The organism is Micromonospora sp. BRA006-A (assembly GCF_033433935.1).
Taxonomy (GTDB): domain Bacteria; phylum Actinomycetota; class Actinomycetes; order Mycobacteriales; family Micromonosporaceae; genus Micromonospora; species Micromonospora aurantiaca.
On record NZ_JANCLW010000001.1, the window covers coordinates 5,385,271 to 5,410,104 of the forward strand.

At 72.9% G+C, this 24,834-nt stretch carries 26 protein-coding genes; 7 read left to right on the top strand and 19 right to left on the bottom strand.

Annotation, left to right across the window (positions count from 1 at the left end; genetic code table 11):
• Positions 1–277: 277 nt before the first annotated feature.
• A complete protein-coding gene (locus NMK34_RS24440) occupies positions 278–757 on the top strand; it encodes a hypothetical protein (protein ID WP_318335376.1) in 480 nt (159 codons plus the stop codon).
• Between the two features lie 54 nt (positions 758–811).
• On the opposite strand, the gene NMK34_RS24445 is transcribed toward NMK34_RS24440, so the two are convergent.
• Positions 812–1,351 carry a hypothetical protein gene (locus NMK34_RS24445; protein ID WP_318335377.1) on the bottom strand — a complete coding sequence of 180 codons (540 nt, stop codon included), beginning with the start codon at positions 1,349–1,351 and terminating at the stop codon, positions 812–814.
• Positions 1,352–1,449: 98 nt separating this feature from the next.
• Here NMK34_RS24445 and NMK34_RS24450 point away from each other — a divergent pair, with 98 nt between their 5' ends.
• Together NMK34_RS24450 and NMK34_RS24455 are read left to right on the top strand one after the other, a co-directional pair.
• On the top strand, positions 1,450–2,670 hold the full coding sequence (locus NMK34_RS24450) for a GNAT family N-acetyltransferase (RefSeq protein WP_318335378.1): 1,221 nt from the start codon (positions 1,450–1,452) through the stop codon (positions 2,668–2,670).
• Between the two features lie 234 nt (positions 2,671–2,904).
• Complete coding sequence (locus tag NMK34_RS24455) at positions 2,905–3,306, top strand: hypothetical protein (protein ID WP_318335379.1); 402 nt, start codon at positions 2,905–2,907, stop codon at positions 3,304–3,306.
• Between the two features lie 69 nt (positions 3,307–3,375).
• Here NMK34_RS24455 and NMK34_RS24460 read toward each other — a convergent pair whose 3' ends face one another.
• Both NMK34_RS24460 and NMK34_RS24465 read right to left on the bottom strand, forming a co-directional pair.
• Complete coding sequence (locus NMK34_RS24460) at positions 3,376–3,846, bottom strand: ribose-5-phosphate isomerase (protein ID WP_013288048.1); 471 nt, start codon at positions 3,844–3,846, stop codon at positions 3,376–3,378.
• A gap of 72 nt (positions 3,847–3,918) precedes the next feature.
• On the bottom strand, positions 3,919–5,118 hold the full coding sequence (locus NMK34_RS24465; protein WP_318335380.1) for a DUF1015 family protein: 1,200 nt from the start codon (positions 5,116–5,118) through the stop codon (positions 3,919–3,921).
• A 370-nt stretch (positions 5,119–5,488) separates the two neighbouring features.
• Here NMK34_RS24465 and NMK34_RS24470 point away from each other — a divergent pair, with 370 nt between their 5' ends.
• On the top strand, positions 5,489–5,887 hold the full coding sequence (locus NMK34_RS24470; protein WP_318336413.1) for a transposase: 399 nt from the start codon (positions 5,489–5,491) through the stop codon (positions 5,885–5,887).
• 41 nt (positions 5,888–5,928) lie between these two features.
• Here the strand turns inward: NMK34_RS24470 and NMK34_RS24475 are convergent, their stop codons facing one another.
• On the bottom strand, positions 5,929–6,258 hold the full coding sequence (locus NMK34_RS24475; protein WP_318335381.1) for a hypothetical protein: 330 nt from the start codon (positions 6,256–6,258) through the stop codon (positions 5,929–5,931).
• Positions 6,259–6,436: 178 nt separating this feature from the next.
• Positions 6,437–7,060 (bottom strand): disulfide bond formation protein DsbA, encoded by a 624-nt coding sequence (locus NMK34_RS24480; protein WP_318335382.1) that lies wholly within the window; start codon positions 7,058–7,060, stop codon positions 6,437–6,439.
• 227 nt (positions 7,061–7,287) lie between these two features.
• On the opposite strand from NMK34_RS24480, the gene pepN reads away from it, so the two are divergent.
• Positions 7,288–9,834, top strand: a complete 2,547-nt coding sequence (pepN, locus tag NMK34_RS24485; RefSeq protein ID WP_318335383.1) for an aminopeptidase N — start codon at positions 7,288–7,290, stop codon at positions 9,832–9,834.
• 145 nt (positions 9,835–9,979) lie between these two features.
• On the opposite strand, the gene NMK34_RS24490 is transcribed toward pepN, so the two are convergent.
• The 3 genes from NMK34_RS24490 to NMK34_RS24500 all read right to left on the bottom strand — a co-directional run bounded on the left by NMK34_RS24490 (position 9,980) and on the right by NMK34_RS24500 (position 12,207).
• Positions 9,980–10,393 (bottom strand): DUF5130 family protein, encoded by a 414-nt coding sequence (locus NMK34_RS24490; RefSeq protein ID WP_091423148.1) that lies wholly within the window; start codon positions 10,391–10,393, stop codon positions 9,980–9,982.
• Positions 10,380–10,664: a hypothetical protein gene (locus tag NMK34_RS24495; RefSeq protein WP_026268244.1), complete on the bottom strand. Its 285-nt coding sequence runs from the start codon at positions 10,662–10,664 to the stop codon at positions 10,380–10,382. The genes NMK34_RS24490 and NMK34_RS24495 overlap by 14 nt, the downstream gene beginning before the upstream one ends.
• Positions 10,665–10,734: 70 nt before the next feature.
• Complete coding sequence (locus NMK34_RS24500) at positions 10,735–12,207, bottom strand: amidase (protein ID WP_318335384.1); 1,473 nt, start codon at positions 12,205–12,207, stop codon at positions 10,735–10,737.
• Between the two features lie 249 nt (positions 12,208–12,456).
• On the opposite strand from NMK34_RS24500, the gene NMK34_RS24505 reads away from it, so the two are divergent.
• Positions 12,457–13,389, top strand: a complete 933-nt coding sequence (locus tag NMK34_RS24505; RefSeq protein ID WP_318335385.1) for an alpha/beta hydrolase — start codon at positions 12,457–12,459, stop codon at positions 13,387–13,389.
• A gap of 57 nt (positions 13,390–13,446) precedes the next feature.
• Here NMK34_RS24505 and NMK34_RS24510 read toward each other — a convergent pair whose 3' ends face one another.
• The 11 genes from NMK34_RS24510 to NMK34_RS24560 form a co-directional block, all read right to left on the bottom strand.
• A complete protein-coding gene (locus NMK34_RS24510; RefSeq protein WP_318335386.1) occupies positions 13,447–14,442 on the bottom strand; it encodes an amidohydrolase family protein in 996 nt (331 codons plus the stop codon).
• A gap of 3 nt (positions 14,443–14,445) precedes the next feature.
• Positions 14,446–14,970, bottom strand: coding sequence for a 3-hydroxyanthranilate 3,4-dioxygenase (locus NMK34_RS24515; protein WP_013288058.1), 525 nt, complete (start codon positions 14,968–14,970; stop codon positions 14,446–14,448).
• The gene (locus NMK34_RS24520; protein ID WP_318335387.1) at positions 14,963–15,388 is read right to left on the bottom strand and encodes a RidA family protein; all 426 of its coding nucleotides are present in this window, start codon (positions 15,386–15,388) and stop codon (positions 14,963–14,965) included. The genes NMK34_RS24515 and NMK34_RS24520 overlap by 8 nt, the downstream gene beginning before the upstream one ends.
• A gap of 59 nt (positions 15,389–15,447) precedes the next feature.
• Positions 15,448–16,221, bottom strand: coding sequence for a 4-oxalocrotonate decarboxylase (locus tag NMK34_RS24525; RefSeq protein ID WP_318335388.1), 774 nt, complete (start codon positions 16,219–16,221; stop codon positions 15,448–15,450).
• On the bottom strand, positions 16,218–17,276 hold the full coding sequence (gene dmpG, locus NMK34_RS24530) for a 4-hydroxy-2-oxovalerate aldolase (RefSeq protein ID WP_318335389.1): 1,059 nt from the start codon (positions 17,274–17,276) through the stop codon (positions 16,218–16,220). Before dmpG ends, NMK34_RS24525 begins: the two co-directional genes overlap by 4 nt.
• Positions 17,273–18,208, bottom strand: a complete 936-nt coding sequence (locus tag NMK34_RS24535; protein ID WP_318335390.1) for an acetaldehyde dehydrogenase (acetylating) — start codon at positions 18,206–18,208, stop codon at positions 17,273–17,275. The genes dmpG and NMK34_RS24535 overlap by 4 nt, the downstream gene beginning before the upstream one ends.
• Positions 18,205–19,002: a 2-keto-4-pentenoate hydratase gene (locus NMK34_RS24540; RefSeq protein ID WP_318335391.1), complete on the bottom strand. Its 798-nt coding sequence runs from the start codon at positions 19,000–19,002 to the stop codon at positions 18,205–18,207. The genes NMK34_RS24535 and NMK34_RS24540 overlap by 4 nt, the downstream gene beginning before the upstream one ends.
• Before the next feature lie 53 nt (positions 19,003–19,055).
• Positions 19,056–20,537 (bottom strand): 2-hydroxymuconic semialdehyde dehydrogenase, encoded by a 1,482-nt coding sequence (locus NMK34_RS24545; RefSeq protein WP_318336414.1) that lies wholly within the window; start codon positions 20,535–20,537, stop codon positions 19,056–19,058.
• Positions 20,538–20,557: 20 nt separating this feature from the next.
• A complete protein-coding gene (locus NMK34_RS24550) occupies positions 20,558–21,895 on the bottom strand; it encodes an NAD(P)/FAD-dependent oxidoreductase (protein WP_318335392.1) in 1,338 nt (445 codons plus the stop codon).
• A 115-nt stretch (positions 21,896–22,010) separates the two neighbouring features.
• A complete protein-coding gene (kynU, locus tag NMK34_RS24555; RefSeq protein WP_318335393.1) occupies positions 22,011–23,291 on the bottom strand; it encodes a kynureninase in 1,281 nt (426 codons plus the stop codon).
• A gap of 14 nt (positions 23,292–23,305) precedes the next feature.
• On the bottom strand, positions 23,306–24,190 hold the full coding sequence (locus NMK34_RS24560) for a tryptophan 2,3-dioxygenase (protein ID WP_318335394.1): 885 nt from the start codon (positions 24,188–24,190) through the stop codon (positions 23,306–23,308).
• A gap of 142 nt (positions 24,191–24,332) precedes the next feature.
• Between NMK34_RS24560 and NMK34_RS24565 the strand changes: the two genes are divergently transcribed.
• Positions 24,333–24,773, top strand: coding sequence for an Lrp/AsnC family transcriptional regulator (locus tag NMK34_RS24565; protein ID WP_013288068.1), 441 nt, complete (start codon positions 24,333–24,335; stop codon positions 24,771–24,773).
• Positions 24,774–24,834 lie beyond the last annotated feature (61 nt).

Below are 24,834 nucleotides of genomic sequence, written 5' to 3' on the forward strand. Positions count from 1 at the left end.
GACGGCCGGACGGGTCCGGTGCGCCGGAAGCACGCCCCGGCTCGCTGAACGGCCGCTCACGGCGCTGGGCGGTGACCGCTCAGCCCAACGGGCGACGGATGAAGGCCGTGAGGCGGGGTAAGGCAACACGGTCCTGGTGGAGAGACGACCGGTGTCGCGGCGTACCGCGGCCGGGCACGCGGGCGGGCGGCGCGAATGCCGCCCGCCCGCGCATCCCGGGGCCGACCCGGTCGAACCGAGTTTGATCGATCACGGCTGTCGACTAGCGTGCGCAGGCGTGAGAACCAATCGGATCTTGCCGATCCTCCTGACCTGCGCCGTGCTGGGGCTCGCCGCGTGCGGCGACGAGAAGCCCTCGGCCACGGCCGGGCCGGCGGCCACCTCGGCCTCCGCCGCCCCCTCCCCGGCTGCACCCTCGCCGTCGGCGGCCGCGATGAGCGACAAGGAACTCTGCACCGCAGCCGAGAAGATCAACAAGGACATGCGGGCGAAGCTCATGACCGCCGTGCAGGCGGGCGGCGACCTGACGAAGCAGACCGGCGCGATCCTGACCGAACTCGGTGACCGGGTGACCCGGCTCGCCCGGACCGCCGGCGACGGCAAGGCGGCCACCGCCCTGAAGGAGTTCGGCGCGGAGGCCGGCGAGGCGGGCTCGGCCGCCGACCCGGGCACCGCCGCCGACAACCCGGCCATGGAGAAGGCCGGCAAGGACATCAACGCGGCCTGCCAGACGGCCGGCGCGCCGACCACCTTCTGACGCCGACGCCCCGGATCGTCCGTCCGGCGCGTACCGGACGGACGACCTGTCGGCTCAGTTGCCTGTCACCCAGTTCCAGGCGGAGACCACCCACTCGGTCTGCTGGAGGTACGCCACACCGACGCCGGCCAGGAACAACGCGGTGATCAGGTGGGCGCCCCGGGCGCTGCGGCGCACCCGGCCGAGCTGCCGTTCCAGGACCAGCCGGCCGAGCAGCCGGGCCAGCGCGAACAGGCCGACCGCGGTGAGCAGGCTGAGCACGAACGTGAGCAGCGGGGCGACCAGGTTGCCGCGGCCGGAGATCGCCCAGATGCCCCAGCACACGAACGCGAACAGGGCACCGGCGGCGCTCAGCTCCCCACCCTTGCGCGCCTGGGCGAGATGCCAGCTCATCGGCCGGCGGGGCGCCGGCTCGGCCGCCCAGTCGCCGTGCTCGACGGTGGGGAACTGCTCGGTGCGGGGCGTACGCGAGGCGCGCGGCCGGCCGACCGCCGCCACCCCGCGCTGGAACGCGTCCCGCTGCGGGGGCACCACCCCCGGCTGGGGCGGCACCTCCACGGTGCGCTCGGCCCACGGCTGTGTCTGGTCCGCCATCTTCGTCCTCCCCCTCGACCGATTCCGGCCTCGGTTCCGAGGGTAGCCAGCCCGCAAATAGGGTGCCGACCCCCATCGCGGTGCGATACACACGTGCCGTGACTGACGTGCTGGTATCCCGGGCCGAGGACTTCGACGACATCGCGGCGCTGCTGGCGCTGGCCTTCCACGGCGATCTCGACCCCGACGTGCAGGCGCTCGAACGCCCGATCTTCGAGCCGGACCGGTCGTTACTGGTCCGCGACGGCGGGACGGCAGTCGCGCACGCCGCCGCGTTCAGCCGCCGTCTCGCGGTCCCCGGCGCGGACGTGCCGGCCGCGCACGTGACGATGGTCGCGGTGGCGCCGACGCACCGGCGACGCGGCCTGCTCACCACGCTGATGCACCGCCAGCTGCGGGAGGTCCGCGACGCCGGCCGGGAACCGATCGCGGTGCTCTGGGCCAGCGAGGGCCGCATCTACCCCCGGTTCGGCTACGGGTCGGCGGCCCCCCGGTACATGCTGTCCGTGGACACCACCGGGCTGCGCCTGCCCGCCCCGGCGCCCACCGAGGGCAGGCTGCGACTGGACCGTCCGGACGCGCACCGGGACGAGCTGGCCCGGCTGTACGAGCGGGTCCGCGCCGGGCGCCCCGGCTGGTCCCGGCGCGACGAGCGCTGGTGGTCGTACGTGCTGGCGGACCTCAAGGCGCACCGGGGCGGCGCAACCGAGCGCCGGGTGCTGCTGCACGAGGCCGCCGACGGCCTCGACGGGTACGCGCTGTACCGGACGAAGGACAACTCGACGGCCGTCGGGCCGCAGGCCGAGGTGCAGGTGGGCGAGGTGGTGGCGGCGACGCCGGAGGCGTACACGGCGCTGTGGCGGTTGCTGCTCTCGGTCGACCTGACCCGTCGGCTGTCGTTCGGAATCGCGGCCCTGGACGAGCCGCTGCTGCGGCTGGTGGACGAGCCCCGCCAGCTCTCCCCGCATCTCGCCGACGCGCTCTGGGTGCGGGTGGTGGACGTGCCGGCCGCGCTCGCCGCCCGGCGTTACGCCACTGACGTGGACGTGGTGATCGAGGTCACCGACGAGCTGCTGAAGGAGAACACCGGCCGCTGGCGGCTGGTCGGCGGCCCCGCCGGGGCGGAGTGCACGCCCACCACCGCACCGGCCGGGCTGGCGTGTGACGTACGCGCTCTCGGTGAGCTGTACCTCGGCGGCGCCAACCCGTACGCGCTGGCCGCCGCCGGCCGCGTCCGGGAGCTGATCCCGGGCACGCTGACCGCGCTGACGCCCGCCTTCACCTCGTACCGCGCCCCGTCCCCCATGGAGGTCTTCTGACCGCCCGCTCGCCCCGCACGGCCCAGCCCGCACACCCTTCGGGAGACCGGCTGTGATCGTCGGCGCGCGCCTCGTCGGCCTTGGAGTTGTGGCACCTCACATACCTCGCTCACGGGGCACTCCGGGCACCACAACTCCATGATCGGCCGAGGACCGGCTGCATCGGGTGTGCCGGTGAGCGTGTGTGGGGTGCGAGCGGCGCGCGAGTGGCCGTGGGGACGGTACGGTCGGGGGATGGGTGAGGCGGAGCGACGGCGACGGCGGCTGCGGCATCACGGCGAAGCCGCCACGCCGACGGCGACCGCCGGAACCGGTGCCGACGGCACGGGCACCGGCGGCACCACCGCCAGCACCGCCCCCGTACACGACGACGTGGTGCCCCGGTCCCCGCGCGGCGGCCGGCCGGGCGAGCCGGAGCCCCGCGGACGCCGCGCCGCCCCGCCCGCCGAGGAGGGCGAGCGCGGGCTTCGTGGACTGGTCGGCTCCGGCTCGTCGCAGGTGAGCGTGACGGCCGCGCTGCGGGCACGCGACGCCGCCCGCCCCACCGAGGACGACCTCGCCGAGGCCGAACAGCGGGTGGTGCTCATCCGCCGCAACTGGGTGCCACGCGAGGACCTGCCCCGCAACGGGCGCTGAGCCCGCCGGGGCCGGTCCGGCGGCGACGGCCCGGGCCCGCTGACCGGCTCGCCGAGAAGCGGTGTCCGCTCAGGCGGGCAGCTCGGGCAGGCGGCGGCTCTGCTCGTAGGCGGCCACCTGCTCGATGCGCCGGCTGTGCCGGGGGTTGCCGGAGAACGGCGTGGTGAGGAACGCCTCGACCAGCGCCGTCGCCTCGTCCAGCGTGTGCTGCCGGGCGCCGATCGCGACGACGTTCGCGTCGTTGTGCTCGCGGGCCAGCTGGGCGGTGTCCACGTTCCAGGCGAGCGCCGCCCGGACGCCCGCGACCTTGTTCGAGGCGATCTGCTCGCCGTTGCCGGAGCCGCCGATCACCACGCCGAGGCTGCCCGGGTCACCGACCACCCGGTCACCGGTGTGCAGGCAGAACGCCGGGTAGTCGTCGTCCGGGTCGAAGACGTGCGGTCCCACGTCCACCACCTCGTAGCCCTGCTTGGCCAGGTGGTTGGCGAGGTGCACCTTCAACTCGAAACCGGCGTGGTCGGATCCCAGGTAGACGCGCATACCGCGCAGTCTGACAGGCCCGCCCCCGGGCCGGCGCGCGGGCGGCGACCCGGAGGCGGATTCGTCACACGGTCAGTGCGGCAGCTCGGCCACGACCAGGCCGGCGCGCGCCTTCGGGGTGAACCAGGTGCTCTTGCGCGGCATCTTCTCCCGGGCCAGGTTCACCGCGACGAAGTCGTCGACAGTCACCGGCGCGACGAGCACCGCCAGCTCGGCCCGGCCGGCGTCGACCTCACCGACGAGCCAGCTCGCCGGGTAGTCGCCGCCCACGTACGTGATGCGCTTGTCGCCCGGGTCGAGGCCCAGCGCGTCGCGCAGCAGCAGACGCTCGACGAGCGCGTGGTCGAGGTTCTCCAGCCGGCCCGCGCCGACGTGCGGCAGCGTCACCGCGTACCCCCGGCCGTCGAGATAGAGGTGCACGACGCCGCCGGTCGCCGGCACGCCGACCGGCCCGTCCACCGGGGTGATCTCCGCGCCCGCCGCGCGCAGCCGGTCGAGCAGCTCGTCCGGGGTGGTGGTCAGCTCGCTGACCAGCCGGTTGTAGGGCTGGATGGCGACCGACGCGGGCGTGGTGACCACCGCGAGGAAACGCGGAAAACCGCCGGTCTGCGCGGCCAGGCTGCGGTGGTTGCCGTCCGCGACCACCAGATCCCCGCCGCCGGCGAGCGCGGTCAGCTCGTCCTGCGCCGGGCCCGGGCCGAGCAGCCAGATCGCGTGCGTGCGGCCGGACTGGTCGACGTCCGTCGCGGCGGGCGCGCCGGCCGCGTCGGTCGCCGCCGCGAGCGCGGCGTGCAGCTCGTCGCCCCTACCGGTCTGGAGCAGGAGTACGGGCGAGAGCAGGTGACCGAGCGCCTCGGCCAGGGCGACGCGCTCGCGCACCTTGGCGATGAACACGTCCTCGTTGCGGATAACCAGACCCGGCTCGTCGGCGCGGGTGGAGATCTGGTCGGTGTCGACCATGGCCCACAGCCCGTACGCGCTCTCCTCGCCCGGCGCGCTGATCCGGTAGAGCACCACCACCTGCTCGGCCGGGGTGTAGCTGCCGTCCGCCTTCGCCTCGGCCAGGCGCGCCACCGCGTCCGGCAACGCGTCGAGGAAGGACTTCCCGAGGCTGCCGGGCGCCCGGTGGGGCATCTCGATGCCCAGGGCGCTGTGCGGATTCGCCTCGACGATGGAGGTGATCTCCGCGTCGTCGGCGAACTCGTCGTAGTTCTGCGCGCCGGTGCCGCCAGTGGTGATCCAGGCCCGGGTGATCGGGTGCACGACCGTCATGTCCGCTGACGCTACCCGGGCCCCGATCACCCTCGCCGCCGGACTCACCCGCTTACCACCAGGTGAAAGGAAGGGCCCCCTATTAACGCCTCCGGTAGAGGAAGGGCCCCTTTTTAGTGAGCGTTTGAGAAGTGGTGGGGTTGGGCGGCGTGTCGTGTTGGAGGTGAGGGAAGGCCCTCGGTAGGTCCGGTGGTGTCGAGCCAACCGTTTCCGTGCCGAGGGCCTTCTGATGTCGTTGTACCCGATCGTCGATGCGCAGTCCGCTTCGCCCCGCCGTTATCCGCCGCAGCGGGTTCGGCGGGAGCGGGAACGGGCGGCGCGGCGGCGGTATCCCGGTGATCTGACCGATTTGACGTGCGCGCCGGTGACCATGGGCCTGCTACTGGCCGTCATGGTCACCGGCGCGCACGTCAATGACCGCAGCATCGCCCGGGACCTGCTCTGGCGCACCCGACTGTTCCACCCCGGCCTGCGCCTGATCTGGGCAGACGGCGGCTACATCGGCCCCCTGAGCACCTGGGCCCGACACGCCCTCGACCTCACCGTGCACCTGGTCCGCAAACTCCCCGGACAACACACCTTCGTCGTGCTGCCCCGCCGCTGGGTCGTCGAACGCACCTTCGCCTGGATCAGCAAGAAACGCCGCTGCGTCCGCGACTACGAACACCTACCCGCCAGCCACGCCGCCTTCGTCACCTGGGCCATGATCCACGTCATGGTCACCCGCCTGGCCCGCAACACGAAACCGGCCCAGGCAACCAGCACCTGAACCGGCTTCTCAAACGCTCACTTAACACCGGGAAGGGCAGATCAGGCGGTGGGGTTGCGGTGCCGGCCCGGGGCGGGGCGGCGCACCGGCGGGGCCGGGCGGGAGCCGGCGTTGAGGCGTACCGTCGTCGCACCCGCGGCGGCGCCGGACCGCGACGGCGCGCGGGCGGGCCGGACGGTCTCGGCCGGCGGTGTCATCCGCGAGGTGGCCACCACCCGGGCCACGCCGACCACGATCGGCGGGGCCAGCAGGTCGGCCACCTCGGCCGGGCCGGCCGGCCAGTCGCTCTCGGTCACCGACCAGTACGTCGCACCGGAGTCCTCGGTCGCCTGCTGCGGCGCGTCGTCGGACATGTGGCGGTGCTTGGCCATGGGAACGCCTCCATGAGCTGCCGTGGTGCGGCCCCGCGGGCCGTCGGCTGGGACACCCGGTGAAACGAGCCCCGCACCGGCCCGGTGACGGGCGGTGCGGGGCTCGGGGCGCGCTGCCGGTGTTAAGAAGGGGCCCTTTCTCTACCGGAGGCGTTAATAGGGGGCCCTTCCTTTCACCTCAGTCGAAGATGGGGCCCTGCTCGCGGGTGCGCTTCAGCTCGTAGAACCCGGGAGTGGCGGCGACCAGCAGGACGCCGTCCCAGAGCCGGCCGGCCGCCTCGCCCTTCGGCGCCGGCGTGATCACCGGGCCGAAGAAGGCGACCTGCTTGCCGTCCGGACCCGGCGCGTGGATCACCGGGGTGCCCACGTCGGTGCCGACCGGCCGCATGCCCGCCTCGTGGCTGGCCCGCAGCGCCTCGTCGTACTGGGTGGACTCGGCCGCGTCGGCGAGCGCCGGGTCCAGCCCGACGTCGGTGAGCGCGCCCGCGAGCATGTCGCGGCCCAGTTCCTCCTTCTTCAGGTGGATCCGGTTGCCCATCGCGGTGTAGAGCTTCGCCAGCGCCTCGGCGCCGTGCGCCTGCTCGACGGCGATGCACACCCGCACCGGGCCCCAGCCCTTGACCATCAGGTCCTGGTACTCCGCCGGCAGTTCCCGGCCCTCGTTGAGCACGGACAGGCTCATCACGTGGAACCGGATGTCCACGTCCCGGACCTGCTCGACCTCCAGCAGCCAACGGGAGGTGATCCACGCCCACGGGCACAGCGGGTCGAACCACATGTCCGCGGTGACACGTTCGGTCACGGTGTCTTCCCTTCACGACATCGTCGCGCCGGGGCTCCGGCGCGGTCACCTCCGATCCTCACCCCGTACCGCATCGACCGGTACCGGAATGAGAGCGTGACCTCGACCACCGAGAGCGGTCCGTGCATGGAAGACTCGGTTCTCGACGGGCCGTCACGAGCGGCCGGGCAGTACCGGCGCCGCGGGGCGCGGCGAGACGAGTGGGATGGAGACGAACAGTGCCGGGAGTGCGCAACCTGACCCAGGTCGAGGCTACCGAGCGGGCCCGCCTGCTCGAGGTGACCGGGTACGACATCAGCCTTGACCTGTCGACCGCGGTGCAGCCCACCGGTCGCACGTTCCGCTCGGTGACCGAGGTCCGGTTCCGCTGCGCCGAACCGGGGGCGACGACGTTCATCGAGACAGCCGCGGAATCGGTGCGGTCGGCCACGCTCAACGGCGAGCCGGTGGACCTGTCCGGCTGGTCCGCCGAGAAGGGACTCACGCTCAGCGGTCTGGCCGCCGAGAACGTGCTGGTGGTCGACGCCGACTTCGGCTACTCCAACAGCGGGCAGGGCCTGCACCGGACGGTCGACCCGGTGGACGGCGAGACCTACCTCTACAGCCAGTTCGAGACCGCTGACGCGCAGAAGGTCTACGCCTGCTTCGACCAGCCCGACCTGAAGAGCGTCTACACCTGGCACGCCACCGTCCCGGACCACTGGCGGGTCGTGTCGAACATGCCGGTGGCCCGTGAGGAGGCGGCCGGTGAGGGCCTGAAGACGGTGCACTTCACCGTCTCGGAGCGGATGAGCACCTACATCACCGCGCTCTGCGCGGGGCCGTACCACGAGGTGCGCCGCAGCCACGACGGCATCGACATGGGCTACTTCTGCCGGGCCAGCATGGCACCGCACATGGACGCCGACGACCTGCACCTGATCACCACGCAGGGCTTCGACTTCTTCCAGGAGAAGTTCGGTGTCCGCTACCCGCTGCCCAAGTACGACCAGCTCTGGGTGCCGGACTTCAACGCCGGTGCGATGGAGAACTTCGGCTGCGTCACGCACGCCGAGTCGCACTACATCTTCCGGTCGCAGGTCACCGACTTCGAGTACGAGCAGCGCGCCAACACGATCCTGCACGAGCTGGCGCACATGTGGTTCGGTGACCTGGTCACCATGCGCTGGTGGAACGACCTGTGGCTGAACGAGTCGTTCGCCGAGTGGGCCAGCCACTGGTGCAACACGCACGCCACCCGCTTCACCGACGCGTGGACCACGTTCCTGTCGATCCGCAAGAACTGGGGTTACCGGCAGGACCAGCTCTCCTCCACCCACCCGGTCTACTGCGAGATGCCGGACCTGGAGGCCGTCGAGGTCAACTTCGACGGCATCACGTACGCCAAGGGCGCGAGCGTGCTCAAGCAACTCGTCGCGTACGTGGGTGAGGAGCCGTTCCTGGCCGGCCTGCGCGCCTACTTCGGCAAGTACGCCTGGGGCAACGCCACGTTCGACGACCTGCTGTCCGAGCTGGAGGCGGCCTCCGGCCGGGAGCTGCGCAAGTTCGCCGCCCAGTGGCTGGAGACCGCGCAGGTCAACACGTTGCGCCCGGAGGTGACCATCGGCGCCGACGGCACGTACGAGCGGGTGGTGGTCCGGCAGGAGGCGCCGTCGGCCTACCCGACGCTGCGTACCCACCGCATCGGCATCGGCCTGTACGACCTGACCGACGGCCGGCTGGTGCGCCGGGAGCTGATCGAGACGGACGTGACCGGCGAGCTGACCGAGCTGTCCGAGCTGCACGGCAGGCGGGCCGCCGACGTGCTGCTGCTCAACGACGAGGACCTGACGTACGCCAAGCTGCGGCTGGACGAGCGGTCGATGGCCACTGTGGTGCAGCACATCGCCGGCTTCGACTCGTCGCTGGCGCGGGCGCTGTGCTGGACCGCCGCGTGGGACATGACCCGTGACGCCGAGCTGTCGGCCCGCGACTACGTGGCTCTGGTGCTGGCCGGGCTGACCGCCGAGACCGACATCAACCTGGTGACTGCGACGCTGCGGCAGGCGAACACGGCGCTCACCTACTACGCCGACCCGGCGTGGGCGCCGACCGGCTGGGCCGACCTGTCCCGTACCGCGCGGACCGCGCTCGCGGCGGCCGAGCCGGGCAGCGGCTTCCAGCTCGCCTGGGCCCGGGCGTACGCCTCGGCGGCCCGCTCCGGCGAGGACCTGGCGACGCTGCGCGGCTGGCTGGACGGCAACGGGGTGCCGGAGGGCCTGACCGTGGACACCGAGCTGCGCTGGACGGTGCTCCAGTCGCTGGTCGCCAACGGCGCGGCGGGTGCCGCCGACGTGGACGCGGAGCTGGCCGCCGACCGTACCGCCAGCGGGGAGCGGGAGGCCGCGTACGCGCACGCGCTGGTGCCGACCGCCGAGAACAAGGCGGCGGTGTGGGCGCTGCTCACCGGCCCGGACGCGCTGCCCAACTGGCGTAACCGGGCGCTGCTGCAGGGCTTCACCCACGCGGCGCAGGTCGAGCTGACCGCGCCCTACCGGGAGCGGTACTTCGCCACCGTGGACCAGGTGTGGGCGCAGCGTGACAGCGAGCCGGCGCAGGAGTTCGTGCAGCTCGCGTACCCGGCGCACCTGGTCGAGGAGGACACGGTCGCGGCGACCGACGCGTGGCTGGCCCAGGACGGGCGGCCGGCGTCGCTGCGGCGGCTGGTGGCCGAGGGCCGCGACGGCGTCGTCCGCGCGCTGAAGGCCCGGGAGCGGGACGCGCGCAACGCCTGAGTGAGGCACGTCGGCCGGGGCCCGGCGCGGGTGGCAGCCCGCGCCGGGCCCCGGCCGCTGTCGTGCGGCCTGCGACTCGGCGCACGAGAAAGCCCGGCCCACGCGTACGCGGGGCCGGGCTTCGTCGTGTGTACGGGCGGGAGGATCAGCCCTTGCCGGCGTGGCTGGCGAGCTGGTCGAGGCCCTGGATGATGCCGCCGGCCAGGTCGCCGCCGCCGAACGAGGCCACCATGGAGAGCGCGGCCAGCTTGGCGTAGGTGTCCGGGATGCGCTTGCGCGCGTACTTGCCGGTGACGATCTCCAGCTGCCGCTGGTTGGGCGACACCGCGATCAGCACCGAGCGGTCCGGGTCGGCGAGCTGGCGGTGCAGCCGCTCGGCGTGTTCCCGGATCGGCTCGTCGAGGCCGCCGACGTAGACCGAGAAGACCAGGCCGGTGCCCTGGTCGGCGAGGCGCAGCGCCTCGTCGATGCGGAGCAGCTGACGGGTCGAGAACGGTCCGTCCAGCACGTCGGGCGGGGTGCCCGTCCCCGTCGTGGGCCGCGCTTCACCAACGGTCACTTGCGCCTCCGGTTCCACCGGCCGGCGCCTCCCGGCCGGCCTGCTCCTGCTTGCGGCTGGTCAACGCCGGCGCCTGCGCCCCGGCGGCCAGCGCCGTGCCGGCCGAGTCGGCCAGCTGCTCCGGACGGCCCAGGAACCAGACCGGAGTGAAGTCGAAGGGCCGGCCCGGCCGGTAGCGCTTGGCGCCGCCACCGTTGCCGCGGCTGCCGACGGCCGCCAGGGCGGCGATCAGCAGCACCGCGGCGGCCGGGATGCCGACGAAGACCACCAACGTCTCGGTAACAGACAATCCCAACGCCCCCAGGCGGAAAGAGAGACCAGGAATGGTGCGGGTCGGCCGGTCAGGACCGGTCGCGTCCCACGTCACTTGTGATGTTCACGTTAGCGGAGTCGGCGGCCCGCCAGATTGCGGGGTGCTGATCCCATCCGTCACTCCGGTGCTCCAGTTGCGCGGCAGTGGCGAGCAGTGTCGCGTCGTCGCCGTACCGGCCGGTGAGGAGCACCCCGACCGGAAGCCCGTCGGTGGTCCGTCCGAGAGGTAACGAAACGGACGGATCGCCCGTGACGTTGAAGACCGCGCAGTACGGCGAGAAGCGCCGCTGCCGGTCGAAGTCCTCTGCCGGTTCGAGGGCGGCGAACGCGCCCACCGGCGCCTGCGGGGCCGCGAGCGTCGGGCAGAGCAGCAGGTCACACCCGGCGGTACGGCGTACGCCACGGCGTACCTGCGCTTGGAGTTCGCCGAGCGCGGCCATCAGCCGGGCCGCGCCGAGCGCCTCGCCGCGCTCACGCAGGTACCGGGTCAGTGGCAGCAGGTCGCCCTCCCGCCCGGCCGGGACGGGGGTGACCGCCAGCGCGTACCAGACGGTCTCGAACAGCGGCCACGCCTCGGGGCCGAGCGGCGCGGGGACGTCGACCACCTCGTGGCCGGCGTCGGTGAGCAGCGCGGTGGCCCGGTCGACGGCGGCCACGCAGTCCGGGTGGACCGGTTCGTCGGCGAGCATCGGCGTGGTGAAGCGGCCGACGCGCAGCCGGCCGGGGCCGGTGGCGTGGGCGGCGCGGGTGACGCCGAGGTAGCCGCCGGCGGGCGCGGCCGGCGGCAGGTACGGCTCGCCGGGCACCGGGCGGGCGAGCACGTCGAGCAGCGCGGCCACGTCGGCGACGGTACGGCCGATCGGCCCGTTCACCGGCAGCCCGAAGCCGCCGAAGCCGAGCGGCCCGCCGGAGACCATGCCCCGGCTGGGTTTGTAGCCGACCAGCCCGCAGAGCGCGGCCGGGATGCGCAGCGAGCCGCCACCGTCGGAGCCCTGCGCTACCGGCACCAGCCCGGCGGCGACCGCTGCGGCCGCGCCGCCGCTGGACCCGCCCGCGGTGTACGCGAGGTCCCACGGGTTGCGGGCCGGCGGCGCCACCAGTCCCTCCGAGTAGAGCGAGCAGCCCAGCTCCGAGGTGGTGGTCTTGCCGAGGCTGACCAGGCCGGCGTCGACCAGGAGGCGGACCACGTCGGCGTCGACCGGCGGGACGAAGTCGGCGAAGGCGGCGGAGCCGAAGGTGGTGCGGACCCCGGCGGTGAGCGTGAGGTCCTTGATCGCGGTCGGCACGCCGTGCAGCGGGCAGCGTTCCTCGGCCGCGACCGCGTCGGCGGCGCGGGCGGCGGCCCGGGCCTGTTCGGCGGTGACGGTGACGAACGCGCCGACGATGTCGCCGAGCGCCTCGACCCGGCGCAGGTGGTGCTCGACCAGTTCCAGGCTGGACAGCTCGCCCCGGCGGATCGCGGCGGCCTGTTCCAGCGCGGTCAGGTCGTGCGGCTCGGCCATGCCGTCCATCCTGCCGGTCCGGCGGCCGGGAGGCCGGGCGACACGTCCGGGCCGGCGGCAGCCGGTCCGTAACCGGGTGATCCGGCCGGCGGCAGCCGGTCCATGTCCGGGTGATCCGGCCGGCGGCAGCCGGTCCATATCCGGGTGACATGACCGGTTCGGGATGGTCCGCCGGGCGGGCGGTGCGCGCAGGATGTACAGATCGACGCAACTCGATGAATGCCGCCCCACTACCCCGAGGAGCACGCCGTGCACCACCCACCCGGCACACCGGCCCGTCCGTCCCGGCTTCCGCGCGCCCTGCGCCCCCTGCTCGCCCTCGCCCTGACCGCCGCCGGCCTCGCCGCCCTGCCGGTGGCACCGGCCGGGGCCGGCGACGGCGGTCCGGCGGCAGCACTGGCCGCGAACCCCTACGAGCGCGGTCCCGCGCCCACCACCGCCTCCATCGAGGCCACCCGAGGGCCGTTCGCAATCGCCCAGACCACCGTCTCCGCGTCGAGCGTCAGCGGCTTCCGCGGCGGCACGATCTACTACCCGACCAGCACCGCCGAGGGCACGTTCGGCGCGGTGGCGATCTCCCCCGGCTTCACCGCCGGCCAGTCCGCCGTCTCCTGGCTCGGGCCACGGCTGGCGTCGCAGGGCTTCGTGGTCATCACCATCGACACCCTCTCCGTCTACGACCAGCCGGCCAGCCGCGGCACCCAGCTCCTGGCCGCCCTGGACTACCTGACCACCACCAGCGCGGTGCGTACCCGGATCGACCGCAACCGGCTCGCGGTGATGGGGCACTCGATGGGCGGCGGCGGCAGCCTGTCGGTGGCGAACGCCCGGCCCGCGCTCCAGGCGGCGATCCCGCTGACCGGCTGGCACTCCACGAAGAACTGGTCGTCGGTACGCGTGCCGACGCTCGTCATCGGCGCGGAGAACGACTCGGTGGCCCCGGTCTCGTCGCACTCGGAGCCGTTCTACACCAGCCTGCCGGCCACCCTGGACAAGGCGTACCTGGAGTTGAACGCGGCCGGCCACTCCGCGCCGACCTCGTCGAACGTGACGGTCGCGAAGTACAGCATCTCGTGGCTCAAGCGGTTCGTCGACGACGACACCCGCTACGAGCAGTTCCTCTGCCCCGCGCCGCGGGGCACCGCGATCGAGGAGTACCGGGACACCTGCCCGCACTCCTGAGCAGCGCCGGGTGCGTCCGTCGGCACTAGGGAGACGACGGACGCACCCGCGCCGGCTTCAGCGGCCGAGGAACCGCAGCGCGTTGCCGCCGAGCAGCGCGTCCCGCTGTGCGCCGGTGAGGAAGTCCGCCCGGTGCACCACGTCGCCGACGGGCCGCTCCCCCAGCGGGTACGGGTAGTCGCTGCCGAGCAGCACCCGCTCGGTGCCCATGGTGTCCACGAGCAGCCGCAGCGCGGCCGGTTCGAAGACCACCGAGTCGACGTGGAACCTGTCGACGTACGAACTGGGCGGTGCGCTCGACGCGCCGCGTACCAGGTCGCCGCGGCGGTGCCAGGCGTTGTCGGCGCGGCCCAGCCAGAACGGGAAGCTGCCGCCGCCGTGCGCGAAGCAGATCCGCAGCGTGTCCGGCACCCGGTCGAACACGCCGCCGAGGATCAGCGCGAGCACCGACAGGTGCGTCTCGGCCGGCATCCCGGTCAGCCAGCGCGCCATCCACCGGTCCAGCCGGGGGCCGCCGGGCATGTCCCACGGGTGCACGAACACCGGCGCGCCGACCTCGGCGCAGTGGGTCAGGAACTGCACGATGCCCTCGTCGTCCAGATCCCGGTCACCGACGTGGTTGCCGATCTCCACCCCGGCGTGCCCGGCCGACAGGCAGCGGTCCAGCTCGGCGCAGGCCGCGTCCGGGTCCTGCAACGGCACCTGGCAGAACGGCACCATCCGGCCGCCACCGCCGGCGGTGACCTCCAGCGTGAGGTCGTTGAAGATCCGGGCCACCTTGACCGCCTGGTCGGCCGGGCGGTCGTAGCTGAAGAACACCGGGGTGGGCGACACGACCTGTACGTCCACGCCGTCGGCGTCCATGTCGGCCAGCCGGGTCGGCGCGTCCCAGCACTGCGCGCCGATCGGGCGGAACTCCGTCTCCCCCACCATGATCATGGCGGCGCGCTCGGAGTCCACCCGCAGCCAGGGCCAGCCGGACCCGCCGCACGCCGCGGCGAGGTCCGGCCACCCCTTCGGTACGACGTGCGTGTGCACGTCCACGACCGGCACGCGTCAGCCCTTGCCCGGGTGCAGCGCGCCGCAGTTGTCGCAGGTACGGGCCTTCTCGTCGGCGTAGAACGCGGCGAAGACCGGGGGCAGGTCGGCGGCGATGTCGCGGACCTGCAACTCCACCTCGTGCACCTTGTGGTGGCACTCGCCGCAGTACCACTGGAACTTCTCCAGCGTGCCCTCCTCGCGGACCCGCTCGATCACCATGCCGATCGAGCCGGCCTCGGGACGCTGCGGCGAGTGCGGGGTGTTGCGCGGCAGCATCCACATCTGCCCCTCGCGCACGTGCACCGTACGCGGGCCCTCGGGCAGCATCAGGTTGATGTGCATGTTGCCCTTGACCTGGTAGAAGAACTCCTCGTACGGGTCGACGTGGAAGTCCGTGCGCTGGTTCGGGCCGCCCACCACCATGACGATGAAGTCGTCGCTGCCGGGCAGCATCTCCTTGTTGCCCACCGGGGGCTTGAGCAGGTGCTGGTTCTCGCCGATCCAGCCGGAGAAGCTGAACGGCTCGGCGATCTCACTCATGGGAACCTCCCGGCGGAAGTAGGGCGACGGCCTGCATCTCGATCAGCAGATGCGGGTGCGGAAGCTGGTGCACGGCGACTGTGGTCCGGGTCGGCCCGGTGGCGTCGAAGAACTCCGCCCACACCTCGTTGTAGCCGCCGAAGTCGTTCATGTTGACCAGGTAGCTGGTGACCTGCACCAGGTCGCTCAGGTCGGCGCCGACCGAACGGAGCAGGTCGCGGATGTTCTCGACCACGGCCCGGGTCTGCTCCCGGATGTCCAGGTCGGTGGTGCCGAACTCGTCCACCGACACCCCGGCGAACGTGTTGTCCGGCCGGCGCGACGACGTACCGGAGACGTAGACGAACCCGCCGGCCACCTTGACGTGCGGGAACGCGCCCCGCGGCACGGCCTTCCCGGCCACCACCCGGGCTGTCATGGCAGTGCCTTCTTCCGTTCGCGACTGCGGGGCTCGCAAACCCGGCTCACTCCTCGCGCTCACAAGAGAGCCTTCATCGAGGCGGAACCCAGCTTCTCCACAGTGGCGCGGACGTGCGCGCCGGGGCGCAGCGGCACCGCGGCGGTGGCCGCGCCGGCCAGGAACACCCAGCCCTTGCGCAGCCGTACGCCGTGCCGGCCGGCCAGTCGCAGCCCCTCGTCCAGCGCGCGGCGCGGGTCGCCGAGGATGGCGGCGGTCGAGCCGACCTGCGCCACCCGCCCGTCGATCTCCAGCAGCACGCCGAGGTTGTCCAGCCCGTCCGGCACCGGCGACCACGGTCCGACCACGAACGCGGCGGCCGACGTGTTGTCGGCGATCACGTCCGGCAGCGAGAAGGTGAAGTTCGCGTACCGGGAGTCGATCAGCTCGATCGCCGGGGCGACAGCGCGTACGGCACGGGTGAACGAGCCGACCGGTTCGCCCGGGTCGGGCAGCCGGTCCAGCAGGAACGCCACCTCCGGCTCGACCCGGGGGTGGATGAAGTCGCCGACGTCGACGCCACCGCCGTCCGGCACCCGCATCACGTCGGTCAGCCGGCCCCAGATCACCTCGTCGACGCCGACCTGCGCCATCTTGGCCTTGCTGGTGAGCCCCATCTTGAGGCCGACCAACCGCTCACCCCGGTCGAGGCGACGCTTGACCAGCGCGGTCTGCACCGCGTACGCGGCGTCGACGTCGAGGCCGGTCTCGGCGGCCAGCTGCGGGATCGCGGTGGCGTCGTCGGCCGCCGCGCCCAGCTTCTCCGCGATGCCGGCGATGTCCGGCCCGATCATGAGTTACTCCCCTTAGCCGCCAGGTCCAGTGCCACGTCCACGATCATGTCCTCCTGGCCGCCGACCATCCGGCGACGGCCCAGCTCGACCAGGATCGAGCGGACGTCCACGCCGTACTTGGCCGAGGCCCGCTCGGCGTGGCGCAGGAAGCTGGAGTAGACGCCCGCGTACCCCAGGGAGAGCGTCTCCCGGTCCACCTGGACCGGCCGGTCCTGCAACGGGCGGACCAGGTCGTCGGCGGCGTCCATCAGCGCGAACACGTCGCAGCCGTGCTTCCAGCCGTGCAGCTCGGCGACCGCGACGAAGACCTCCAGCGGCGCGTTGCCCGCGCCCGCGCCCATGCCGGCCAGCGACGCGTCCACCCGGACGGTCCGCCCGGACGGCGAGCCGGGCGGGCCGTCGCCGAGGATCCGGCCGTGCTCGACCGCGAGCACGCTGTTCGCCACACCCAGCGACAGGTTGTGGTGCGCGTGGATGCCGATCTGCGTCTCGGGTTCCAGCACCTGCCGGTACGCGTCGACGCGCTGCGCCACGTCCGACATCAGCAGCCGGCCGCCCGAGTCGGTGACGTAGACGCAGTGCGCGCCGTACGACTCCATGAGCTTGGCCTGCGCGGCCAGCCCGGCCGGATCGTTGAGGTGCGACATCATGAGGAACCCGGAGACGTCCATGTCGTTCTCCCGGGCCCAGGCGATGTGCTGGGCGGAGATGTCCGCCTCGGTGCAGTGCGTGGCGATCCGGACGCTGGTCACGCCGAGCGCCTTCGCCGCCTTCAGGTCGGCGATGGTGCCGATGCCCGGCAGCAGCAGCGTGGTGAGCCGCGCGGTGGTCAGCACCTCGGCGGCAGCGGCGATCCAGTCCGCGTCGGCGGCGGCGCCGTGCCCGTAGTTGACGCTGGAACCGGCCAGGCCGTCGCCGTGCGCCACCTCGACCGCCGCCACACCTGCGGCGTCGAGCGCGCCGGCGATGGTACGCACCTGGTCGACCGTGTAGCGGTGCCCGATGGCGTGCATGCCGTCGCGCAGCGTCACGTCCTGGATGTAGAGGTCGGTCATCGGGATGCCCCCTCCGGGGAACGCAGCGCCACCAGCCGCTCCGCGGTACGCAGCGCGGCCGACGTCATGATGTCCAGGTTCCCGGCGTACGCGGGCAGGTAGTGCCCGGCGCCGGAGACCTCCAGGAACACCGACACCTGGAGGCCGGTGAAGTGCCGGCCGAGCACCGGCGCGTACGTGTCCACGGCGTCGAACTGCACGTCCTGCTTGAGCCGGTAGCCGGGCACGTACTCCTGCACGGCCTTCACCATGTCGGCCACCGAGGCGGCGATCGCGCCCCGGTCGGCGTCGGCGTCCGGGCACAGGCAGTAGACCGTGTCCCGCATGAGCAGCGGCGGGTCGGCCGGGTTCAGCACGATGATGGCCTTGCCGCGCTCGGCGCCGCCGACCACCTCGATGGCGCGGGCGGTCGTCTCGGTGAACTCGTCGATGTTGGCCCGGGTACCCGGACCGGCCGACTTCGAGGCGATCGAGGCGACGATCTCGCCGTACGCCACGGGCGTGACCCGGCCGACCGCGTGCACGATCGGCACCGTCGCCTGCCCGCCGCAGGTCACCATGTTGACGTTCGGCTCGCCCAGGTGCTCGTCGAGGTTCACCGGCGGCACCACGTACGGGCCGATCGCGGCCGGGGTCAGGTCGACGACGGTGCGGCCGTGCGCCCGCAGCACCTCGTCGTGCCGCTTGTGCGCACCGGCCGAGGTGGCGTCGAAGACGAGCTGGACGTCCGCGAACTCGGGCAGCGCCACGAGGCCGTCGACGCCCTCGGCGGTGGTGGTCACGCCGAGCCGGCGGGCCCGGGCCAGACCGTCCGAGGCCGGGTCGATGCCGGCCATCGCCACCATGCGCAGGCTCTCACTGAGCCGCAGCACCTTGATCATCAGGTCGGTGCCGATGTTGCCCGACCCGAGCACCGCCACTCCGACAGTCATGACGTTCCCTCCGAGGAGAAACAGGTACGCACCGAGCCGAGCCCGGAGATGCGCGCCTCGTACGCAGCGCCGGGCGTGACCGGCACCATCGGGCCGAGCGCGCCGGAGAGCACCACGTCACCGGCCTTGAGCGGGTCGCCCGCCCGGGCCATGGTCGCGGCCAGCCACTGCAGCGCGTGCAGCGGATTGCCGAGGCAGGCCGCGCCCGCGCCGACCGAGACGGGCTCACCGGCGTGCTCCAGCACCATGCCGCACAGCCGCAGGTCCACGTCGGCGAGCCGCCGGGGCGCGGTGCCGAGCACGAACAGTCCGCTGGAGGCGTTGTCCGCCACCGTGTCCACGATGGAGATGTCCCAGTCGGCGATCCGCGAGTCGACGATCTCGATGGCGGGCAGCACGTGGTCCACCGCCCGGATCAGGTCGACAGTGGTGACCCGCTCGTCCGGCAGGTCCGCGCCGAGCACGAAGGCGATCTCCGCCTCCACCCGCGGCTGGAGCAGCCGGTCGATCGGCACCTCGACGCCGTCGCCGACGGCCATGTCGTCGAAGAGCACCCCGAAGTCGGGCTGGAAGACGCCGAAGCTCTCCTGGACGGTCCGCGACGTCAGGCCGATCTTCGCGCCGACGCGACGGTGTCCCTTGCCCAGTCGCTGCCGGGTGTAGACCTGCTGCACCTGGTACGCGGCCTCGATGTCGCCCTCGGGCAGCAGCCGGCCGCGCAGCGGCGGGCAGGGCTTCCCGTCCTGCCGGGCCACTGCCAGTTCCCGGTTGGCGGCCTCGATGTCCACGGTCATGGCGGCTCCTCGCTTACGTCGCTGGGGATTCCGGCCATTCTGCCCACGCGCGCTCATGTGAGGTCCACGCAGACGTTTGTCAGCTCGGAGTAGAAGTCGAGCGAGTGCACACCGCCCTCGCGGCCCACACCCGACGCCTTCACCCCGCCGAACGGGGTGCGCAGGTCGCGCAGGAACCAGGTGTTCACCCAGACGATGCCGGCATCGAGCCGGGCGCCGGCCCGGTGCGCCCGGCCCACGTCCCGCGTCCACACCGTCGCCGCCAGGCCGTAGGCGGTGCCGTTGGCGAGCGCGAACGCCTCGTCCTCGTCGTCGAACGGCGCGACGTGCACCACCGGGCCGAAGATCTCCTCCTGGTTGGTGCGGGCGTCCGCGCCCAGGCCGGTGAGCACCGTCGGCTGCACGTACGCCCCACCGTCGCGGGCGTCGCCGAAGCGCGGCGTGCCGCCACCGGCGCGCACCTCGGCGCCCTCGGTACGGGCCAGCGCGTAATGGCCGAGCACCTTGTCCCGGTGGCCGTGCGAGATGAGCGGCATGTTCGCCGTCGCCTCGTCGTCCGGCCAGCCGTACGCCAGCTCGCCGGCGCGCTCGGCCAGCCGCGCGGTGAACTCCTCGAACACCGGCCGCTGCACGTAGATGCGTTCGGTGCACAGGCACACCTGGCCGCCGTTGGTGAAGCTGGACCGCACCGAACCGGCCACCGCCGCGTCCAGGTCGGCGTCGGCGAACACCAGGCCGGCGTTCTTGCCGCCCAGCTCGAAGCTGACCGCCTTCACGCCGTCGGCGGCGGCGCGCATGATCGCGCTTCCGGTCGCCGACTCGCCGGTGAACGTGATCGCGTCCACGCCCGGGTGCCGGGTCAGGTGCTCGCCGGCCGAGCCGGGGCCGAAGCCGTGCACCAGGTTGAACACGCCGTCCGGCACGCCCGCCGCGGCCATCACCTCGGCCAGCAGCGTGGCCGAGGCCGGGGTCTCCTCGCTGGGCTTGACCACCACGGCGTTGCCGCAGGCCAGGGCCGGGGCGACCTTCCAGGTGAGCAGCAGCAGCGGCAGGTTCCACGGCACGATCACCGCGACCACGCCGACCGGCTTGCGGACCGCGTAGTTCAGCGCCCGGCCCCCGGCCGGGGTGACAGTGGTGAACGACTCGGTGGGCGCGGTCGCCACGATCTCGGCGAACGCCCGGAAGTTCGCCGCGCCGCGCGGGATGTCGAGCGTCCGGGCCTGCGAGATGGCCTTGCCGGTGTCCGCGACCTCGGCGGCGACCAGGTCGTCGAAGCGCCGCTCCAGCTCGTCGGCGACCCGGCGCAGCACCTCGGCGCGTTCCCGCTCCCCCATCCGGCCCCACGGGCCGCGCAGCGCCGCCCGGGCCGCCGCTACCGCGTCGTCCACTGTCGACTGCGACGCCTCGATCACCTCGAACACCGGCTCGCCGGTGACCGGGCTGCGCTTGGTGAACCGGGAACCGGCGTCGACGAACTCGCCGCCGACGAAGTTGCGCAGCAGACCGGGGCCGTGCGGCGCGTGACCGGTCATCAGCCGGGGATCCCAGAGCGTCATCGCCGCCTCCCCAGCGCCGCGCGGACCCCACCGGCCAGCAGCGCGACCGCGCCGGCCGCTACCGCGCCGACCACCGCGTACTGCGCGCGCACCCGGCGGCGCACCTGCGCGTACGGGGTGGTGGAGAACGAGACCAGCTCGTACTGGGAGACGTAGCGGCCGGGCAGCGACCGTTCCAGCGCGTGCTCGACCTGCTTGCGGGTGCGGAACACCGGCGAGGCGACCTTGTCCCGCATCTCCACGAAGTTCGCCAGCGCCATCCGGGCGATCGCCTCGGCGTTGTCTTGGCGGCGGTGCTGAAACAGCGGCAGCGCGGCGGCCCACTCGTCGTCGCACTCGTCGAGGCAGCGGTCCAGCTCGACCACGTCCTCGAACGCGCAGTTCGCGCCCTGGCCGTAGAACGGCACGATGGCGTGCGCGGCGTCGCCGATCAGGCCGACCTTCCCTGCTACCTGCCACGGCGTGCAGCGCACCGTGCCGAGCACACCGACCGGGTTGTGCTGGTAGTCGTCGACCAGGTTCGGCGCGAGCGGGACCAGGTCCGGGTAGTGGGTGGCGAAGAACCGCTCGATCGCCGCCGGGCTGCTCAGCGACGCGAAGCTGCGGGTGCCGTGGGTGGGCCAGAACAGCGTGCAGGTGAAGGAGCGGTCCGGGTTCGGCAGCGCGATCATCATCGAGGTGCCGCGCGGCCAGATGTGCAGCGCGCCCGGGTCGAGCGCGAACTCCCCGCCCAGCGGCGGGATGGTCAGCTCCTTGTAGCCGTAGTCGAGGAAGTCCAGGCTCTCGGTCAGGCCCCCGTACGCGAGCAGTTGCCCGCGCACCGCGGAGCCGGCGCCGTCGGCGCCGAGGATGACCGAGGCGGTGGCGGTGACCTTGCCCTGCGGCGTCTCGAACGTCATCTCACCGCCGAGCGGGTCGAGCCCGACCAGCCGGTGGTCGAACGCGACGCGTACGTTCGGCAGCGCGGCGGCGGCGTCGAGCAGCGCGTTGTTCAACGCGCCCCGGCTGATCGAGTTGATCGCCCGGTCCCCGGAGCCGCTGTAGGACTGGAACTCCGGCTCGCCCTCGACCGGGTGGATCATGCGGCCGCGCATCGGCAGCGCGTCCGCCATGACCTCGTCCTCCAGGCCGATGCGACGCAGCGCGTCCAGGCCGCGCTCGGACAGCGCCAGGTTGATCGACCGGCCCCGCTCGACGGTGCCGGTCCGCGGATCGGGCCGCCGCTCGTAGAGGGCCACCGGGTAGCCGCGCCGGGCCAGGTAGCAGGCCAGCAGGCAGCCGGCCAGCCCGGCGCCGACCACCGCGATCTCGTCGCGCTCACTCCTCGCGCTCACGGCCCCTCCTTCCGTTCGCGACTGCGGGCTCGCAGAACCGGCTCACTCCTCGCGCTCACGAGCCCTCCTTCCGTTCGCGACTGCGGGGCTCGCAGAACCGGCTCACTCCTCGCGCTCACGAGCCCTCCTTCTCGAACGTCGCCGCCAGCGCCTCGGCGACCCGCCAGCAGTCGTGGTACGTGGAATACAGCGGCACCGGCGCGAACCGGACGATGTCCGGCTCCCGGGCGTCGGCGACAACGCCGTGCTCGTGCCGCAGCCGCTTGGTCAGCTCGTTGGCGCTACCGACCCCGATCCGCACGGAGAGCTGGCAGCCGCGGCGGGCCGGGTCGCGCGGGGTGACCACTGTCAGCGGGCGGCCCGGCGTCACCTCGTCGAGCAGCTGCTCCAGGAAGGCGGTGAGCCGCAGGCTGCGCTCGCGCAGCGCCGGCATGCCGACGGAGTCGAACAGCTCCAGCGACGTACGCACCGGGCCCATCGCGAAGATCGGCGGGTTGGAGATCTGCCACGCCTCGACGGTGGCCGGCGGCCGGGACACCGGGGTCATCTCGAACCGGGTGGCCGCCTCGGTGCTCCACCAGCCCTCGAACCGCGGGATCGACGGGTCGCCGAGGTGCCGCTCGTGGACGAAGACACCGCCCAGCGCGCCGGGGCCGGAGTTGAGGTACTTGTACGAGCACCAGGCGGCGAAGTCGACGTCCCAGTCGTGCAGCGCCAGCGGCACGTTGCCGGCGGCGTGCGCCAGGTCCCAGCCGACGACGGCGCCCGCGGCGCGGCCGGCGGCGGTGACGGCGGGGATGTCCATCAGCTCGCCGGTCAGGTAGTTCACGCCGCCGAGCATCAGCAGCGCCACCGTGTGGCCCTCGCGGGCCAGGAAGTCCAGCACGTCCTGCGTGCCGAGCGTGTCCGAGCCGGGGCGCGGCTTGAGGCGTACCACGGTGGTGTCCGGGTCCAGGCCGTGGAAGCGGGCCTGGCTGCGCACGGCGTAGCTGTCCGAGGGGAACGCGCTGTCCTCGATGACGATGCGGGTGCGCTCGCCGGCCGGCCGGTAGAAGCTGACCATCAGCAGGTGCAGGTTCACCGTGAGGGAGTTCATCACCACGGTCTCCGCGGGCAGCGCGCCGACCAGGCGGGCGGCCGGTGCGGTCAGCAGCTCGTGGTACGGCAGCCAGGGCCGCTCCGACTCCAGGTGCCCCTCGACGCCCAGGCGCCTCCAGGCGTCCAGATCGGCGAGGAGTTCGTCCCGGGTGGCCCGCGGCTGGAGGCCGAGCGAGTTGCCCGCCAGGTACGCCGTGTCGGGGTAGCGCCCGCCGTCGGCGGGCGGGATGTGGAACAGGTGCCGGTGGCCGGGGTCGGCGGCGTCGCGGCGGAGGGCTTCGTTCTCGGGGGTGTGCATGCTGTTCTCTCTCGTCACATCGCGGTGCGGGCCGACCACAGCTCCGGGAAGACCACCCGGGCCATGCTGCGCTGCAACCATGCCAGGCCGGCGGAACCGCCGCTGCCGACCTTGGCGCCCATCGTGCGCTGGACGGCCTTGACGTGGTTCCAGCGCCAGTCGCCGAACTCCTCGGCGATCTCGGTCAGCGCGTCGCCGAGCAGGCGCAGGTGGTTGTCCGGCCCGTTGTCGCCGTAGATCCGGACCCAGGCCGCCTCGATCGCCGGGTGTCCCTCGTGCTCTGCGTTCACGTCCCGCGACAGCAGCTCGGCCGGCACGTCGAAGCCCTTGCGGGCCAGCAGCGCCACCACCTCGTCCCAGAGGCTCGGCGTGGCGAGCGCTGCGGTCAGCTCGTCGTACACCTCGGTCTGCCGGCGGAACGGGCGGATCAGCGCCCGGTCGCGCAGGCCGAGCAGGAACTCCAGCTGCCGGTACATGGCGGACTGGAAGCCGGAGCCCTCGCCGAGCCGGTCGCGGAAGCGGTTGAAGTCGGCCGGGCTCATCCAGCGCAGGCCGTGCCAGGCGGCGTTGAGCCCTTCCAGGTGCAGGGCGGCGCGGCGCAGCGGGGGCAGGGCCTCCCAGATCCGGTCCTCGCGCAGCTCGCACTTGGCGTGCCGCAGCTCGTGGCAGGTCAGGCCGAAGTACAGCTCCATGATCTGGCTGACCATCAGGAAGGACATCTCGCCCGGGTCGTCGCTGAGCGGCTCCTGGAGCCGGTGCAGCGTGCTGGCCCGCACGTACGCGTCGTACGGCACGCGGTCGGCGAACTCCAGCGTCGGCTCGCCGCCGTTGCGCGCCGCCCGAGCCGCCCGTTCCTGGGGGGTTACCGGGCGCACCGCCGTCGTCTGTTCCACAGTCAATCTCCGTCCGTGCGCGGGGTAGACGTCATGATCCCGCTGGTGGGCGGCCGAATGGAATGCCTGTTCAACGGCGGTATGGTGGTCTCACTTCGCGAACCGAAACCATCTCGCGTCGCTGTCTTTACGGAAGGAAGGTCCGCGCGTGGACGACATGGACTGGGCGCTGCTGCGCGAGCTCCAGGCCGACGCCCGGCTGTCGTACAGCGAGTTGTCCCGCCGGGTCCACCTGTCGCCGCCCGCTGTGGCCGAGCGGGTACGGCGGCTGGAGGAAGCCGGTGTGATCACCGGCTACCACGCCCACGTCGACCTCACCCGGGCCGGGCGGACGGTGCTCGCGCTGATCCGGATGTCCTGCTACGGCGCGCGCTGCATCCTCAACGACCCCGACGTCGCGGGCTGGCCGGAGATCATGGAGATCCACCGGATCACCGGTGACGCGTGCAGCATGCTCAAGGTCGCCGCCACGAACATGGGCGAGTTCGAGGAGGTCATCGACCGCCTCGCGCCGTACGGGCAGCCGTCCAGCACGATGGTGCTCTCCACCCCGCTGGCCTGGCACCCAGTGGTCAAGGCGCCCCGTTAGCTTCCCCCGCCCTCCGGGAAAGCAGGCGCCGCTGCCCGTCAGTGGTCCGGCGCACCGTCGC

What these genes read in the sequence shown, in the direction of transcription:
- NMK34_RS24455 (WP_318335379.1), top strand. Translation starts at nt 2,905, where the DNA reads ATGGGTGAGGCGGAGCGACGGCGACGGCGGCTGCGGCATCACGGCGAA.
- NMK34_RS24535 (WP_318335390.1), bottom strand. Translation starts at nt 18,208, where the DNA reads ATGACTGTCGGAGTGGCGGTGCTCGGGTCGGGCAACATCGGCACCGAC.
- NMK34_RS24545 (WP_318336414.1), bottom strand. Translation starts at nt 20,537, where the DNA reads ATGACCGGTCACGCGCCGCACGGCCCCGGTCTGCTGCGCAACTTCGTC.
- NMK34_RS24500 (WP_318335384.1), bottom strand. Translation starts at nt 12,207, where the DNA reads ATGGCCGAGCCGCACGACCTGACCGCGCTGGAACAGGCCGCCGCGATC.
- NMK34_RS24470 (WP_318336413.1), top strand. Translation starts at nt 5,489, where the DNA reads ATGGGCCTGCTACTGGCCGTCATGGTCACCGGCGCGCACGTCAATGAC.
- NMK34_RS24475 (WP_318335381.1), bottom strand. Translation starts at nt 6,258, where the DNA reads ATGGCCAAGCACCGCCACATGTCCGACGACGCGCCGCAGCAGGCGACC.
- NMK34_RS24445 (WP_318335377.1), bottom strand. Translation starts at nt 1,351, where the DNA reads ATGGCGGACCAGACACAGCCGTGGGCCGAGCGCACCGTGGAGGTGCCG.
- kynU (WP_318335393.1), bottom strand. Translation starts at nt 23,291, where the DNA reads ATGCACACCCCCGAGAACGAAGCCCTCCGCCGCGACGCCGCCGACCCC.
- NMK34_RS24540 (WP_318335391.1), bottom strand. Translation starts at nt 19,002, where the DNA reads ATGACCGTGGACATCGAGGCCGCCAACCGGGAACTGGCAGTGGCCCGG.
- NMK34_RS24515 (WP_013288058.1), bottom strand. Translation starts at nt 14,970, where the DNA reads ATGAGTGAGATCGCCGAGCCGTTCAGCTTCTCCGGCTGGATCGGCGAG.
- NMK34_RS24465 (WP_318335380.1), bottom strand. Translation starts at nt 5,118, where the DNA reads ATGACGGTCGTGCACCCGATCACCCGGGCCTGGATCACCACTGGCGGC.
- NMK34_RS24525 (WP_318335388.1), bottom strand. Translation starts at nt 16,221, where the DNA reads ATGATCGGGCCGGACATCGCCGGCATCGCGGAGAAGCTGGGCGCGGCG.
- dmpG (WP_318335389.1), bottom strand. Translation starts at nt 17,276, where the DNA reads ATGACCGACCTCTACATCCAGGACGTGACGCTGCGCGACGGCATGCAC.
- NMK34_RS24460 (WP_013288048.1), bottom strand. Translation starts at nt 3,846, where the DNA reads ATGCGCGTCTACCTGGGATCCGACCACGCCGGTTTCGAGTTGAAGGTG.
- NMK34_RS24520 (WP_318335387.1), bottom strand. Translation starts at nt 15,388, where the DNA reads ATGACAGCCCGGGTGGTGGCCGGGAAGGCCGTGCCGCGGGGCGCGTTC.